Origin of the sequence: Pseudoalteromonas sp. 2CM37A (genome assembly GCF_023161885.1) — a bacterium.
Lineage (GTDB): Bacteria > Pseudomonadota > Gammaproteobacteria > Enterobacterales > Alteromonadaceae > Pseudoalteromonas > Pseudoalteromonas atlantica.
Genome location: NZ_JALNTJ010000004.1, coordinates 363526 through 378745 on the forward strand (window position 1 = coordinate 363526; position 15220 = coordinate 378745).

The following is a 15220-nucleotide window of genomic DNA, read 5'->3' on the forward strand; positions in this document are numbered from 1 at the left end:
TTAAATCGCAGCGCGTGGTTTGTAGCTTAGTAGGATCGATAACGGCTCCTGCGTTATTTTAATGACTTACATCCATGTAAGAATAAGTAAAAACCAATAAACAGAGCTTACCGCCCTAGAAAGAAACCAACGGGCAGCCCATATTTGGCTTTTATACTGCGTTATCGCCTATTTATGGGGAATAACCAAGTTTCATAGGCTCTGCCTTGCCTAAAAACCAAACATACGGCTGCAAATTCAACGACCAAAATCAACACACCCAAGAGATTATGAGAGGTGGTAATGCATTAAATAGTGTAATTTTACTACTCACTTTTAGCTAAGCCATACAATAACAGAGCCTTTTTATGAAAACAGAAATTCGCTACCGCTTTGAAACCTCGCAAGTTGCTAACCGCTTTGTGCATGTACTAAAAGATTGGCCCGTAAACCAAGTTAAAACTCGCCTATTTAATGGCGGCGACAGTGTAAAAGTCACTTACGAGTATGATGAAAGCGGGTTTGATTACACCTCTGCCGAGCTAGATGATTTAGCAGAGCAACACGGTGGTAAAGAAGTTTAAGCACTTAACAACAAAAAGCTATTACAGCCCAATTAGCCATTAACTTTGCTTTAATGGCTAGCGCGTTTTATCACTTTACGTTTTATTCGTGATATTTACGGATCATCGCCACTTTACCGTTTTCAACTTCTATTACTTCCATCATTACTGATGTGTACTCGATTGGCTGCTTACTTTGCGGATGAATGCCCTTAGCGTGGTTTTTATAACGAATCGCAAAGCCGCTATCGTTAAATACAAAGGTATTAAGCAGCTCGCTTTCGTATAAGGTGTGCGCGCCTAAATAAAAACGCATGCCCTTACGCATTAGTTTTTTACCCTCTGCAGTGCGAGAGTCATCTACTTGATACGGTATGTGCTGGCTGCCTACATCGTCTGTTAATAAATTAAGGTAAGCTTCAAGCTCTTTTTCACTTGCGTTAGGCGCTTGCGTGGCGGTCATTGTGTTGTAGTAATGCTGTGCAAATTTGTTTAAGTCCAGTGCCTTTTCAGCATTAACCGAAAAGGTACTCACTAATAGCAAAGCTAATGTAAATAGTCGTTTCATCACTTCTTCCTTGTAGTTAAAAGTATTGATTTATTTATAGGTACACTATATTCACATGTTCAAAAATAAAACAAATATTTTTAAGTTAATAAACCTACATTTTGCTTTTTACTCTATTGGTTGCCACGCTGTTGGCTGGGTCGTCGGGCCAAAAATGCTTGGGATAACGTCCTTTCATTTCTTTTTGTACATCGCGATAACTACTAGCCCAAAAGTGCGCAAGATCTTGCGTAAGCTGTAATGAGCGCTTACCTGGAGAGAGTAACTCCATAAGCAGTGGCAGCTTGCCATTTGCAAGCATTGGCGTACTTGTTAAACCATACACTTCTTGCATGCGCACGCTAAGTTTTGCGGGGCCATCTAGCTGGTAATTAATTTTTATATTTGAGCCACTCGGTACCGTTAACCTAAGCGGTAACAGCGTTTTTAGGGCTGTTTGCTGTGTCCAGTCAAAACAATTTTGCAGTGCTTCAAAGTAGTTAAACTTTTTAAGCTGCTCCAGCGTTTTTATATCCTGTAAATATACGCCTAACCAATCATCAGCTGTTTTGATAAGTTGCTGCTCGCTTATTGCCGGGAACGTATCTGGCATAAACTGACTGGCTAAACTCATGCGTATTAATAATTGCTGCGCATCGGGTTGTTCATTAAATAATGCAAAACCATGTTTGGTAAATAAATTAAGCCACGCTTTGGCACGCTCGGTTTTGTCAAGCTTTTGCTTACTTGGTTGGCTTGTAAGGGTAATGGCGCCGAGCTTTACTTCGTCTTGATGGATAAACCGCGCGGTTTTTTCATCAAACTCACAGCGGGTAAGCGTAGTAAACAAATGCGGTAAGTAATCTTGTAGCTCAAATGGGCTAAGTGCGGTGGCTGCAAAAATACGCGTGCCTTTATGACCGCCCATGCTTGCAATAGCAAGGTAGTCATCGTTATGCCAGTAATCGGTGTTTAAATCAGCGCCCGCACCATTGGCAAGTAAGTAGCCATTGCCGCGTTTTTTTGCAATGCGATCGGGGTAAGCTAATGCCACCAGCAAACCTAAATACTCGGTGTTTAGCTCGCTGTTACTGTCGGTTACTTTTAAACGGCTTTGCCAGTATTTTAACTGCTGTTTAAATACTGGGTGTGGCCTTTGCTGTTGGCTATGTAGCGCCAAGCTTAGCTCGTTGGCACTGTTTATTCGGCTCTCAAGCAGCGCCACTAAATAAAGTGCTAAGCGATAAATACCAGGGAGTTCTGCCTCAAGCGCTTGCGCTTTTAAAAGCATATGCGCTAAACGAATATCTGCCCCAAAACCCAGCATGTTGCTGCCCAATTTAGTGAGCTTACCTTTAGAGTCGATGGCTTCAAGCATGGTTAGTAAGTTTGCCGCTTGCGTGCATTGCTGCGCTGTTGGCGTATCAAGCAAGGTGAGTTCGCTAATATTTGCGCCCCACTGTTTTGCCTCCAGCATAAGTTGGCTTATGTCTGAGGTGAGTATTTCCGGGCTATCGTGGCTATTACGTCGCTCAAATGTTTGTTTAGAGCCAAGCCTGTAAACAACCCCTGGCTCTATTCGCCCTGCACGCCCCGCTCGCTGCACAGCAGAGGAGCGCGATATACTTTGTGTTGTAAGCTCAGTTACGCCTGTTTTCAAGTTATAGCTCGCCGCGCGGCGTTTGCCGCTATCAATAACAATGCGAATGCCTTCAATGGTTAAACTGGTTTCGGCTACATTGGTGGTAAGCACTATTTTGCGCATCCCCTCAGGCGCAGGGGCAATCGCCGCTTGCTGATTGGCTTTATCTTGCTCGCCAAATAACGTGGCAACTAGGCAGTTACTTGGTAAATCATTAAGGGCCTGCTGCACACGTACTATTTCAAATTGCCCAGGTAAAAAGACTAATGCACTACCGCTTTGCTCATTGAGTGCTTGCTTAACGATATTAGGAATGGCATCTAACCAGCGGCTCTCATCTTTTATTGGTATATATACTTCGTCAATTGGGTAACTACGCCCGCTTGATTGTATAACCGGGCAATCAAAAAATTGCGTATAGCGCTCGGTATCAAGGGTGGCCGACATAAGTAGTATGGTTAAATCGTCGCGCAGCGCACTTTGGGTCTCTAAAGCAAAGGCCAGTGAAGTGTCGGCTGCAATTGAGCGCTCATGAAATTCATCAAATATCAGTAAATCTATATCGCTTAATTCGGGGTCGTTTTGTAGCATGCGGGTAAGCATACCCTCAGTGACTATTTCAAGGCGCGTATTACTACTTACTTTACTCTCGCCGCGTACTCGCAAACCAACACTCTGCCCCACTTTTTCGTTTTGGCACTGTGCTAAGTAATTGGCAATATTACGTGCAGCTAAGCGGCGCGGCTCAAGCATTACAATACGTTTAAAATGGCCGTCGCGCATAAGCTGTAGCGGCAACCAGGTTGATTTACCCGCCCCAGGCGGTGCTTGTAATAACGTTATGGGGTTACTTTGTAATGTAGTTAGAAGTTGTTGATATATGTTTTGAACCGGCAGCACTGCTATTTACCCAAAATTGCTTTGTAGGCATTGTAACAAAAACCAATAATAAACGCGCCGCAAAAGCAGATGAGTTTACGCGTATCCATAATCAGAAATAATTACAGACCGCTCTGTACATTTTTTAAGAACATACGCGCTGCAATAAAAGTAACGCCTCGCTTAAATATATAAATTAATGATTATAAACACAAAATAAAAATTTGACTGGTTGGTACACGCTTTGCTCCTTTTATACTGAACGTTATTTAAAACTAAGTAAGGAGATACTTATGAACAGCGATCGTATGAAAGGTAATTGGAACGAACTTAAAGGTAAGGCGCAACAAAAATGGGGCGATCTTACTGACGACGATTTAGACAAAATTGAAGGTAGCCGTACAGAGCTAGTGGGTAAAATCCAGCAACAGTACGGTAAATCTAAAGAAGAAGCAGAGCGTGAAGTAGATGAGTTTGAAAAAACTCACTAATCGCTAACTTCTAAAAAAACCGCCATTTGGCGGTTTTTTGTTTACTAGTAACGACCTAAATTAAATTGAATAAAGCTTTCCTTAAATAATTTAAAATTATTTGTTTAAATTACGGCTTTGACTCTATCTATTTTACAATTTTACGGTGTATCCATAATGACTTAACGAAAAATATTGTTCCTATTTTTTATCTTTAGTTATATTCTTTTATAGGTAATATTGCAATCGCGATGGAATGAATGCGGTTAACTATAAATTTAAAGGAGCTTATATGAATAATAATGCTGTAGTGTCAGCTTTAAGTGGTGTGACGGATTTATTTGGTGGGTTTTCTCTTCAAAGAGGAGACAATGACAAAAAACAAATCTGGGAAGGAAAAAGTCACATAGCTAATCACTCTTTTGTATCCGAATTACAAATATTGCTCAATAAATTAGGAACATATAAATCAAAAATTGATGGTGATTTTGGCTTAAAAACTGCGCTCGCATTAAAGTTATTCCAATGGAACGCCAAATCAGCACCGTATCGATTAAAAAATTTGAGGGTTATTAATCAACTGCCCACCTTTAAGGGAAGTACCTCTGGATAAACTGACAAAGCAACTCGTCGAGAGCTTAATATCTGGGCCGCTAGCAATTTTCGATGTACAGGTGACTTGCTAAGGTTAAGAGAAGCAACTTTTACTAATATAGAGCTTAATCCTAACTTCAAATTAATTGCGAACCAAAATGTATTGAAAGGTGAGTTTGTAGTTTCAGCTACCTTAATTACTGAGATAAAAGCAATGAACATTGAAGCAAAAAAACTAGGCTTAAAATTGGTTTTAAACCAGACAATAAGACAGCTTGGAATTTCTCCAAGTGGCGCTGTAGTAACGCCAGCAAAACGCAGCCAACATTATATTGGGCATGCTTTAGATTTAAATATTGTTGATGGCTCTAATTGGAACAACTCAACCGCCTTTAAAACTAAAAGTGCTACGACTTCAGCGGTTAAATTTATTGATATAATGAAAAAAAGAGGGCTTCGATGGGGAGGCGACTTTACCAGGATGGATTCTCCTCACTTCGATAAGCAGCTCTCAGCTTCAACATTCGACTATGAAGCCAAGCATTTTTTTAACCAATCATCAATTGCAAACAATCAGATGATTCCACTTTTTATATAGGATACTAAAATGAAAAAAATCCTATTAGGGTGCTTTGCTTTTAGCGTAATCGGCTGCACTGGGGTAGTAACTGCTGTACAAACATCTTCAGAGAAACAGCTATGCGATGACTATAATAATGATAAAGCTATTATTATTATAGGAAATACACCATTTGAAGATTCTGAGTGGTATGCAGACTGGTCATCAATCCTCAATAGCTTTGTTATCGCAAACAATGAGTTTTTACATGTATATAGAGCCAGCCAATTTAAACATACAGATTTAAAAAATTACTCAGTATTATTCAGTAAAAAGTCTAAGCAGAACTACCTACTTGAGGAAGTTATTGAGCCACAATCTTATGAATACGTCCTTCTAGAATATACTCAAGCCAATATACCTAAACATATTAATGCCTTTAAACCTGAACAGATCAATACAAATTTTGTGAGCAAAATATGTAATTTATGAGTCTTTAAAATACATAGACTTACGGATAAAACCGCCATTTGGCGGTTTTTTTGTTTAATAGCTTAGTGTTTTAATAAAAGTACGTTTATTTACGCTTTTAATTGGTTACCTATAGGCAGTTGCCTAATGCGCTTACCACAAGCGGCAAAAATAGCGTTACACAATGCAGGGGCGTAAACCGGTGTTGCGGGCTCCCCTACACCTGCTGGTGGTGCATCGCTTTGTATTATTTCTACTTCTACCTCTAGTGGTGAATCGCTCATACGCGGTACACGATAATCATGAAAGTTACTTTGCTGCACGCGGCCTTTATCAAAGGTAATACCATCGCTTATTGCTGTTGTAATACCGTAAATAGAGCCACCTTGGGTTTGATTTTTAACGGTATCGGTGTTTACAACCGTACCTGCATCAATAGCCACCCACGATTTAATCACGTTTAAATCACCAGCATCCGATACCTCTACCTCAACCACAGTAGCCACATACGTTAGAAAGCTGCGGTGCGCAGCAATGCCTAACCCGCGCCCTTTTGGAAGCTTTCGGCCCCATTTGCTTATATCGGCTACTTTTTCAATAACATGACGTAATTTACCAATATCTAATGGGTAAACGTCTTTATCGGCGCCATAGTTATCGTACGAGGCATTTTGCTCGGTTACATCTAAAATGCGATCAGGGCCTATGGTTTCAAGTAAATAGTCTTTTTGGTCGCGCCCTGCTTTGTGCGCAGCTTCAGCAATAAATGACTGAATAGCAAAAGCATGAAAAATATTTGATACCGAGCGCATCCAGCCTACTCTTGTTTTAGCGGCTGCCTCGCCGTTTTCTAGCTTTAAGTTAGGTGAGTTTATAGGGTTATCGGTAAAGCCTAAGCGCAGCTCAAAACCTGCAGGCGACGTTGCCCCTTCTTGAAAGGTCGACATAATTGGCGAAAACGCCGTACGGTGTAAGTAAGCCTCAATATTACCTTTTTCATTGAGTGAAGCTTCAATATGTTGAGCCGATACCGCATGATAAAAACTGTGCTGAATATCATCCTCTCGCGTCCACTGTACGCGTATAGGTTGTCCTACTTTCATTGAAATGTAAGCAGCTTCTGCTGAAAAGTCAGGTTTTGATTTACGCCCAAACCCGCCACCTAACATGGTTACATGCACGTTAATTTGGCTCTCGTCCATACCAAGTAGTGCGGCTACGGTTTTCATATCGGCTTGCGGGTTTTGCGTTGCTGCCCAAATATCTACCCTGTCTTTATTGTACATTGCAGTGGCGCAAGGTGGCTCCATTGGTGCTTGGGCCAAATGCGGCGCGTAATAATCGACTACTAACTTATTGCTTGATTTAGCCAATACGCTGGCTGCATCGCCTTTCTCACGTACATGCGTTTGCGGCTCACTCACTGTTTGCAATAACGACTTTTTAAAGTTTTCTGAATTATAATCGCCGTTTTTACCATCATCCCACACCACCTTTAGTGCTTTACGCGCCTGCCATGCAGCCCAGGTATTTTTAGCAATAATAGCAATGCCGCCTTTGGGCTGAAATTGCGGCGCACCTTTTGGTACAGGCATTTCAATAACATCAACTACGCCATTAATTGCTTTAGCGGCGCTGGCATCAAACGATTTAACCACACCACCTACTACCGGCGGGCGCTCAATCATAGCCACCAGCGCTTTTGGCTCGCGAACATCAGCAGCAAATGTGGCTTTACCGGTTACTAAATCGGTTAAATCTATGTGCGCCATACCGGTATTTATATAACGCCATTCTTTACGTGCTTTAAGTGTTAACTTGTCAGGCTTTGGCGGGGTAATACCAAGCGCGAGGTCAATTAAGTCTTTATAGGCAAGCGTTTTACCTGAGCTGTGGGTAACCACGTGCTGATTAGCTGTACAGGTTTGCGGCTCAACTTTCCAATATTTAGCAGCTGCGTGCTGCATCATATAACGTACGCTTGCGCCCATTTCGCGCAGGCGTTGCATGTTGTAGCGAATACTGCGCGAGCCATCGGTATTTTGATCCCCATATTTAGGGTCGCCCTTACCTTGAATAACGACGACTTTATCCCACGCGGCTTCCATTTCGTCTGCCACAATTTGGGCAATGGCGGTACGAATTTGTTGGCCCATTTCAGAGCGATGACAGGTTATTTCAACCATGCCATCGGGGCGCAGCGCTATAAATAAGTTAGCACGTTTTGCTTGCTCAGACGGTTGTTCTAACACGCCTGCAAACGCTTTTGGTGCGCTGCCTACAAAATAAGTGCCTAATACTAATGCGCCTATTGCGCTGGTTTTTAAAAATTGGCGACGGTTTAGGTCAAAGTACGTATTGTCGTTTTTCATACCTCTTCCCCTTGTTCATTTGGGTCAAAATACTCAACGCCCGCAATGGTTTTAGCCGCCGACTTAATCGCTTTATGGATACGCGGATACGTGCCACAACGACAAATATTGCCCGACATATTACTCACTATTTCATCATCAGTGGGATTTGGGTTTGCGGCTAATAAGCTTGCCGCTTGCATTATTTGCCCGCACTGACAAAATCCACATTGCGGCACTTTATGCTCAACCCAGGCTTTTTGCACTGGGTGATCGCCTTGCTCGCTTAACCCTTCAATAGAGGTAATAGCACGCCCTGCCACAGCCGATACAGGTAATATGCACGAGCGCTGCGCTACGCCATCAATGTGTATGGTGCACGCACCACATTGCGCCATACCACAGCCAAACTTAGGCCCGGTTAAATTTAATTCATCTCGAAGATACCAAAGCACCGGCGTTGACGGATCGCCTGTAAACTCATGTTTATTACCATTAACGGTAAGCGTGATCATATTTAACTCCTTGGCAAAGCGCTTTAAAGGAATGCCTTGTTGCGCGAGAACGGTTTGAATAATTGCTACTTTTTTAGCCTACCACTTAGGATTGGTTTATTGAAATTTTTATCGGCGAACCGCCAATCTATAGCTGTTATTAAGTGGCAGCTTTATTAGATAGAGATAAGAAGGGTTTATTGACTCTACTTGGCACTTATAACAGGCTCATTTAATAACTGCTCATCATCTTTATATACTTCAAGCCAACCAGGTGGCGATGTATCGCAGCCAATAATAGTAACGTGTAATATGTAACTATAGCGTCCGTTTATAAACGTATAGTGGTGATTGCCGCCGCTACCCTCAAAGGTAATATCACCGTTAAATAAAACCAGATCAGGCTTATCCTTTGGCCTTTTATCACTACTCCACACTGCATAACGGTAATTTCTATCACCTAAATCATCAACGCGAATATGGTAGCTAGCCGTTTTCCAATCAAGCACTGGCTCTTCAAACGTATTAATACTTGAATGGAGTGATTGCTTGTCTTGTTCAATTAAGCGTTTAGCAAATGCCTGCTCTTTGGCTGTGTGGCTATTTATACCGATAATTTTACCGTCAGTATTAACCCACATCACGCCGTTATTTAGCATAATGCCGCTCCAACCAACTTTATCCCAATCGGTATTAATATTAGAGCTGCCAATAACGGCAACTAGTTCATCGTCGAACACTTCATCAAAGCGGTTAATAAACTCAGCTTCATTTTTAATGTCGGGCAATGGATATTGCCTTTTTAGAGGGTAGCGAATATGCGCAGCAATCGCAGTTTTATCCTCCGCTTTAAAAGCAGCAATAACAGGTAAAACACTCTCGTGATACTTCTGCTCAAGCGCAAATGTGTTCGATGTGAAAAATAGGGATAGGCAAAGCAATATGTAATTTAGATACTTCATTAATAGTCCTTTATTTATTCTGATACTTAACAATCTTAAATGACTTGAAAGCAGCTCTAGCATATATAATTTCAACACCTCTATCCTGAATGCAGAGGGACTTCTCTAGCTCGCTTCTAGTTAACTTCGATTGGCATCCAATAATTATTTTAGATAGTTTCATGTCCTCATTGAATGGCTGAAAATAAAGACCATTTTCTTTTTCAAAGTTATTAAGGTTCCGAATTGTTCTATATTCTTTTTCATATTCCCAATGTTTGAATTTAGAAAGTAATAACTTTAGTGGGAAGCTTTGATCATCTATTAAATTACTTTTAAATCTTTCAGAATAATATTTTACTTCTTGAGCATCCTCTTTATTAGATAGCTCAAGTTCCACACATATGCCCTTGTGGTTATTAGCATAATGAGCCCACTGAACAGGGTTAGACCAAATTTTACTAAAGCACAATATTCCAAATTCTCTTGAAACACCTAGTTTCATCCTATTTAAGCTTGCACGTATATAAGGTGTGCTAGTTTCGATACCTAATAACTCAAAAGGGTCATTCAAATTGTCAAAAGTTGAAGCCTTAATCCTCCTATTTGATAAATTTTTTAAGCCAAACACCTCATCCATGTAATGATAAAGCTTCATTTAATCTATAATCCTATTATTTTTAGAAAAGAATATTTTCCTGAGTAAAAATCAAGTTACTCAGCTTTTTATTACTACTTATACTAAATAAACACTGAATACATATGAACCAATTTTTACTTCTTTTCTTTAATATAAAAAAACGAGCCAAATTTGGCTCGTTTTGTTTTTACTGATAGCTGACAGCTAAAAACTGACCGCTGCTCTTTTACTCCGGCTCATACCCCAAATTAGGCGACAGCCATCTTTCAGCCTCTTCGAGCGTCATATTAGTTCGCTTGGCGTAATCTTCTACCTGATCCTTTTGAATAGATGCTACGGCGTAGTATTTTGCCTCTGGGTGTGAGAAATACCAGCCCGAAACCGCAGCTCCTGGCCACATGGCGTATGAGCTGGTGAGCTGCATGCCAATGCGTTTTTCGGTATCGAGTAACTGCCAAATTTTCTTTTTCTCGGTGTGCTCTGGGCACGCTGGGTAACCCGGCGCTGGGCGAATGCCTTGGTAGTTTTCGCGGATTAGCTCATCGTTACTTAAGTTTTCATCGGCTGCGTAACCCCAATACTCTTTGCGCACTTGTTCGTGCAAGTATTCTGCAAACGCTTCTGCGAGCCTGTCGGCAACCGCTTTTACCATTATTTTATTGTAGTCGTCTTGCTTGGCATCGAACGCGTCGGCTAGGTCGTCTTCTTCTAAACCGCCCGTTACTGCAAACGCGCCAAAGTAATCTGGTGTGCCTTTTGGTGCAATGTAGTCGGCTAAACAATAGTTAGCAAAGTCGGTTTTTTCGGTTTGCTGGCGTAAATGGCATGAGGTAGTTAACAGCTCTTTGCGGGTTTCGTCGGTGTAAATTTCTATGTCATCGCCCACGCGGTTTGCAGGGAATAAACCAATTACACCTAAAGGTTGCAAAACACCTGACTTTTCAAGGTCGTCGAGCATGTCGTTAGCGTCTTTAAATAAGCTACGTGCTTGCTCGCCAACGACTTCATCGTCCATTATGCGCGGGTATTTACCAGCGATTGACCACGTCATAAAGTACGGGGTCCAATCTATGTATTTACGTAACGTGGCTATTGATACATTTTTAAATTCGGTCACGCCCAGCTTTTTAGGCACGGGTGGCGTATAGTTATCCCAATCAAGCTTGGCGGCGTTATCGCGGGCGCGCTGTATGGTAACTGGTTTTGAACGTGGCTTTTTGCGCGCTTGTTGCTCGCGTACTTTTTCGTACTCGGCTTTAGTTTTTTCTAAAAAGGCCGGTTTTAGCTCTTTAGATAATAAGCTCGATACCACGCCCACTGCACGGCTGGCGTTATTTACGTACACTACGCCTTTGTCGTACTGCGGCTCAATTTTAACGGCAGTATGCGCTTTAGAGGTCGTTGCGCCGCCAATCATAAGTGGTAATTCAAAGCCTCGGCGGGTCATTTCTTTGGCTACGTGTACCATTTCATCTAGCGATGGGGTAATTAAACCCGAAAGGCCGATTATGTCGGCTTTTTCGTCAATGGCGGTTTGCAGTATTTTTTCGGCAGGTACCATTACGCCTAAATCGATTACTTCGTAGTTATTACATTGCAGTACTACGCCTACAATGTTTTTACCTATGTCGTGCACGTCGCCTTTTACGGTGGCCATAACTACTTTACCGTTAGTGGCGCCTTCTTCTTTTTCGGCTTCTATGTATGGGTCTAGGTAGGCCACTGCGCGTTTCATTACACGGGCCGATTTAACAACTTGCGGTAAAAACATTTTACCTGCGCCAAATAAATCCCCTACCACGTTCATGCCATCCATTAATGGCCCTTCAATTACGTGAATAGGTTTATCGGCAGCAGCGCGGCATTCTTCTGTGTCTTCATCTATAAAAGTAGTAATGCCTTTTACAAGGGCGTGCTCTAGGCGTTTTTCAACAGGCCATGTGCGCCACTCTAAATCTTCTACGCGTTCAGCTTGTGCCATACCCGAAAACTTAGGGGCTATTTCTACTAAGCGCTCACCTGCACCAGGGTCGGTGTTAAGGATTACATCTTCTACGGCTTTGCGAAGTTCCTCGGGGATGTCGTCGTAAACGGCAAGCTGGCCTGCGTTTACAATACCCATATCCATACCCGCTTTTATCGCGTGGTATAAAAACACCGAGTGAATGGCTTCACGTACGGGGTTATTACCCCTAAACGAAAACGATACATTAGACACCCCGCCCGACACTTTACAGTGTGGTAAGTTTTGTTTAATGCGGCGTGTGCCTTCAATAAATTCTACGGCGTAATTGTCGTGCTCTTCTATACCGGTGGCTACGGCAAATATATTGGGGTCGAATATTATATCTTCCGGCGGAAAACCAATCTCTTCGACTAATATTTTGTAGCTGCGCTCACAGATTTCGTATTTGCGGTCTGCGGTGTCGGCTTGGCCGTCGGTATCAAACGCCATTACAACAGCGGCGGCGCCAAAACGTTTAATAATTTTAGCTTGGCGTTTAAACGGCTCCTCCCCTTCTTTAAGCGATATTGAGTTAACAATAGCCTTGCCTTGAATACATTTAAGCCCTGCTTCTATTACTTCCCATTTAGAGGAGTCGACCATAATGGGCACTTTAGAAATATCGGGCTCAGAGGCAATTAAGTTTAAAAACTTAACCATGGCCGCTTTTGAGTCCAACATGGCTTCGTCCATGTTTATATCAATAACTTGGGCGCCGTTTTCTACTTGCTCGCGAGCCACATTCAGGGCGGTTTCGTAATCTTCTTCCATGATTAGGCGTTTAAACATGGCAGAGCCGGTTACGTTGGTACGCTCGCCAACATTGGTAAATACTGCAATTTGCTGGGTCATGTTGGCTCCTAGTTTAAGTTACAGGCTTCAAGACCTGATAAACGCATACGAACATCAAGCTCTGGCAACGCGCGAGGTTTAACGCCTTCAAGCCCTTTGGCAAACGCACGAATATGCGCAGGCGTGGTGCCGCAGCAACCACCAACAATATTTATAAAGCCCGATTTACCCCAGTCTATAATCTCTTTCGCCATGTCCTCTGCTTCTAGGTCGTACTCACCAAATTCGTTAGGTAAACCGGCATTTGGATGTACTGAGGTAAAGGTTTCGCACACGCGCGAAAGCTCCTCTACGTATTGGCGAAGTAAATCTGGCCCTAGAGCGCAGTTAAGGCCTATAGAAAGCGGCTTAATATGGCGAATAGAGTTATAAAATGCTTCGGTGGTTTGCCCCGAAAGCGTACGCCCAGAGGCATCGGTAATTGTGCCCGAGATCATTACGGGTAATGTGCGCCCTGCTTGCTCAAATGCTTCTTCTACTGCGAATGAGGCAGCTTTTGCATTTAGGGTGTCGAATATGGTTTCGATAAGTATTAAATCAGCGCCGCCTTCCATTAATGCAAGGGTAGACTCAACATAGGCAGTAACCAGCTTATCAAAGGTAATATTGCGATAGCCTGGGTCGTTTACATCTGGCGAAATTGAGCAGGTTTTAGAGGTTGGCCCTAACACACCGGCTACATAGCGTGGTTTTTCTGGGTTTTTAGCGGTGAACTCGTCACATATTGCGCGTGCGAGTTTGGCCGACTCTAAGTTTACCTCACGGCTTATGCTTGCCATGTCGTAATCTTCCATCGAAATGGTGGTTGAGTTAAAGGTATTGGTTTCAATAATGTCTGCACCGGCGGCTAAAAAGCTGCGGTGTATATTGGCAATTAACTCAGGTTTTGTAAGGCTTAATAAATCGTTATTGCCTTTAATTAGTACGTGCCAGTCTTTAAAGCGCTCGCCTCGGTAGTCTTCTTCTTCAAGCTTGTGAGTTTGGATCATGGTGCCCATGGCGCCATCTAAAATTAAAATACGCTCTTTTAATGCAGCGCTTAATTCGCTGTGTTTATTATTGTTTTGCACGTTATTCTGCATAGTTGTTAGTCCTCACATCTTGGCTAACTAAATTAATATCATAAGGGGTCGTTTGGTACACGTAGTAATTTAACCAGTTCGAAAACAGCAAAAAAGCATGGCTTTGCCACGTTTTTGACGGCTTTTTGCTTGCATCGTTATCTGGAAAATAGTTTTCGGGTTTTGGCGCATCAGGACTTTTTTGTAAATCGCGCTCGTACTCTGCTTTTAATGTGTCGGCATCGTATTCTGGGTGGCCGGTTATAAACACTTGGCTGCCCGACTTATTTTTCATTAAGTAAGCGCCTACTTTTTCAGAGCCTGCCAATACCACTATATCGTCGCAGGCATTTATTTTATTTATATCTATGTGGCCATAACGTGAGTGCGGCACTAAAAAGTTGTCGTCGAAGCCACGAGTAAGTGCCCCATGATCAAAGTAACACTGGTGAGTAAACACGCCACATAGTTTATCTTCTTTTAAATCGCGTTTTAAATTGTAACGGTGATACAGCGCAGCATGCGCCGCCCAGCACGAAAACAGCGTAGAGGTAACGTGCTGCTCTGCCCAATCAATAATCACTTTTAGCTCATCCCAGTAGGCTACATCGTCGTATTCAAGGTGTGCGAGTGGCGCGCCGGTAACAATTAACGCATCGTAGTTATTGTCTTTCACTTCTGAAAAATAACGGTAAAAGGTATCTAGGTGCTCTTCTGAATTGCTACTGCTACGGTGCGTATCTAGGCGCAGTAGCTCTACATTTACTTGTAAAGGAGAATTAGCAAGCAAACGAATAAACTGCACTTCGGTTTCTACTTTATTAGGCATTAAATTTAAAATAGCCAAACGCATAGGACGAATTTCTTGCGTTTTTGCGCGACTTTTTGGCATTACAAACACGTTTTCTTCACGTAAACGGGCAATAGCCGGTAGCTCGTCTTTCACTGTAATTGGCATATTTTTTACTCCTACTCATAAAAACCGAGAATTTATACGCTCTCATTATGAACAGTACGCTAAAAATATCAACCTCTAGATGTATAGATGTCTAAATGAAATTTATTCATGATTTTATCAGATTTACAAAAAGTTATAGATCAGGAGGAATGCATTTATATTGAAATATTTTGTTTAACTGTATTGAGGTAGCGCTACTAAAACCAGTAGCGCT

General features: G+C 42.2%; 14 protein-coding genes and 1 pseudogene. 5 read left to right on the forward strand and 10 right to left on the reverse strand.

Going from position 1 to position 15220, the window contains the following annotated elements:
• Positions 1 to 347: 347 nt before the first annotated feature.
• Positions 348 to 563 (forward strand): hypothetical protein, encoded by a 216-nt coding sequence (locus MTF68_RS11725; protein WP_004587424.1) that lies wholly within the window; start codon positions 348 to 350, stop codon positions 561 to 563.
• A gap of 82 nt (positions 564 to 645) precedes the next feature.
• Here MTF68_RS11725 and MTF68_RS11730 read toward each other — a convergent pair whose 3' ends face one another.
• Complete coding sequence (locus MTF68_RS11730) at positions 646 to 1110, reverse strand: nuclear transport factor 2 family protein (RefSeq protein ID WP_154944839.1); 465 nt, start codon at positions 1108 to 1110, stop codon at positions 646 to 648.
• A 94-nt stretch (positions 1111 to 1204) separates the two neighbouring features.
• The gene (hrpB, locus tag MTF68_RS11735) at positions 1205 to 3631 is read right to left on the reverse strand and encodes an ATP-dependent helicase HrpB (RefSeq protein WP_248462596.1); all 2427 of its coding nucleotides are present in this window, start codon (positions 3629 to 3631) and stop codon (positions 1205 to 1207) included.
• Between the two features lie 272 nt (positions 3632 to 3903).
• On the opposite strand from hrpB, the gene MTF68_RS11740 reads away from it, so the two are divergent.
• From MTF68_RS11740 to MTF68_RS11755, 4 genes are all read left to right on the forward strand, one after another.
• Positions 3904 to 4101, forward strand: coding sequence for a CsbD family protein (locus MTF68_RS11740; protein WP_002958133.1), 198 nt, complete (start codon positions 3904 to 3906; stop codon positions 4099 to 4101).
• Positions 4102 to 4372: 271 nt separating this feature from the next.
• The gene (locus MTF68_RS11745) at positions 4373 to 4693 is read left to right on the forward strand and encodes a peptidoglycan-binding domain-containing protein (protein ID WP_248462597.1); all 321 of its coding nucleotides are present in this window, start codon (positions 4373 to 4375) and stop codon (positions 4691 to 4693) included.
• A gap of 66 nt (positions 4694 to 4759) precedes the next feature.
• The gene (locus MTF68_RS11750) at positions 4760 to 5272 is read left to right on the forward strand and encodes a M15 family metallopeptidase (protein ID WP_248462598.1); all 513 of its coding nucleotides are present in this window, start codon (positions 4760 to 4762) and stop codon (positions 5270 to 5272) included.
• A gap of 9 nt (positions 5273 to 5281) precedes the next feature.
• On the forward strand, positions 5282 to 5725 hold the full coding sequence (locus MTF68_RS11755; RefSeq protein WP_248462599.1) for a hypothetical protein: 444 nt from the start codon (positions 5282 to 5284) through the stop codon (positions 5723 to 5725).
• An 89-nt stretch (positions 5726 to 5814) separates the two neighbouring features.
• Here MTF68_RS11755 and MTF68_RS11760 read toward each other — a convergent pair whose 3' ends face one another.
• From MTF68_RS11760 to metA, 8 genes and pseudogenes are all read right to left on the reverse strand, one after another.
• Positions 5815 to 7956 (reverse strand): molybdopterin cofactor-binding domain-containing protein, encoded by a 2142-nt coding sequence (locus tag MTF68_RS11760; protein ID WP_348983622.1) that lies wholly within the window; start codon positions 7954 to 7956, stop codon positions 5815 to 5817.
• Between the two features lie 28 nt (positions 7957 to 7984).
• A pseudogene (locus tag MTF68_RS19765) lies at positions 7985 to 8038 on the reverse strand (hypothetical protein); the annotation flags it as partial.
• Positions 8039 to 8072: 34 nt separating this feature from the next.
• Complete coding sequence (locus MTF68_RS11765; RefSeq protein WP_024034278.1) at positions 8073 to 8570, reverse strand: (2Fe-2S)-binding protein; 498 nt, start codon at positions 8568 to 8570, stop codon at positions 8073 to 8075.
• Between the two features lie 185 nt (positions 8571 to 8755).
• On the reverse strand, positions 8756 to 9511 hold the full coding sequence (locus tag MTF68_RS11770) for a hypothetical protein (RefSeq protein ID WP_248462603.1): 756 nt from the start codon (positions 9509 to 9511) through the stop codon (positions 8756 to 8758).
• A gap of 10 nt (positions 9512 to 9521) precedes the next feature.
• Positions 9522 to 10148 carry a DUF2971 domain-containing protein gene (locus tag MTF68_RS11775; RefSeq protein ID WP_096042096.1) on the reverse strand — a complete coding sequence of 209 codons (627 nt, stop codon included), beginning with the start codon at positions 10146 to 10148 and terminating at the stop codon, positions 9522 to 9524.
• Positions 10149 to 10356: 208 nt separating this feature from the next.
• Positions 10357 to 12987, reverse strand: coding sequence for a methionine synthase (gene metH, locus MTF68_RS11780; protein WP_248462604.1), 2631 nt, complete (start codon positions 12985 to 12987; stop codon positions 10357 to 10359).
• A gap of 8 nt (positions 12988 to 12995) precedes the next feature.
• On the reverse strand, positions 12996 to 14069 hold the full coding sequence (locus tag MTF68_RS11785) for a homocysteine S-methyltransferase family protein (RefSeq protein WP_248462605.1): 1074 nt from the start codon (positions 14067 to 14069) through the stop codon (positions 12996 to 12998).
• A complete protein-coding gene (metA, locus tag MTF68_RS11790; protein WP_121637124.1) occupies positions 14059 to 15006 on the reverse strand; it encodes a homoserine O-succinyltransferase in 948 nt (315 codons plus the stop codon). Before metA ends, MTF68_RS11785 begins: the two co-directional genes overlap by 11 nt.
• Positions 15007 to 15220: the final 214 nt, after the last annotated feature.

Excerpts from the sequence above, each read along its gene's own strand:
- MTF68_RS11725 (WP_004587424.1), top strand. The coding sequence starts at position 348 with ATGAAAACAGAAATTCGCTACCGCTTTGAAACCTCGCAAGTTGCTAAC.
- MTF68_RS11730 (WP_154944839.1), bottom strand. The coding sequence starts at position 1,110 with ATGAAACGACTATTTACATTAGCTTTGCTATTAGTGAGTACCTTTTCG.
- MTF68_RS11740 (WP_002958133.1), top strand. The coding sequence starts at position 3,904 with ATGAACAGCGATCGTATGAAAGGTAATTGGAACGAACTTAAAGGTAAG.
- MTF68_RS11745 (WP_248462597.1), top strand. The coding sequence starts at position 4,373 with ATGAATAATAATGCTGTAGTGTCAGCTTTAAGTGGTGTGACGGATTTA.
- MTF68_RS11755 (WP_248462599.1), top strand. The coding sequence starts at position 5,282 with ATGAAAAAAATCCTATTAGGGTGCTTTGCTTTTAGCGTAATCGGCTGC.
- MTF68_RS11765 (WP_024034278.1), bottom strand. The coding sequence starts at position 8,570 with ATGATCACGCTTACCGTTAATGGTAATAAACATGAGTTTACAGGCGAT.
- MTF68_RS11770 (WP_248462603.1), bottom strand. The coding sequence starts at position 9,511 with ATGAAGTATCTAAATTACATATTGCTTTGCCTATCCCTATTTTTCACA.
- MTF68_RS11775 (WP_096042096.1), bottom strand. The coding sequence starts at position 10,148 with ATGAAGCTTTATCATTACATGGATGAGGTGTTTGGCTTAAAAAATTTA.
- metH (WP_248462604.1), bottom strand. The coding sequence starts at position 12,987 with ATGACCCAGCAAATTGCAGTATTTACCAATGTTGGCGAGCGTACCAAC.
- MTF68_RS11785 (WP_248462605.1), bottom strand. The coding sequence starts at position 14,069 with ATGCAGAATAACGTGCAAAACAATAATAAACACAGCGAATTAAGCGCT.
- metA (WP_121637124.1), bottom strand. The coding sequence starts at position 15,006 with ATGCCAATTACAGTGAAAGACGAGCTACCGGCTATTGCCCGTTTACGT.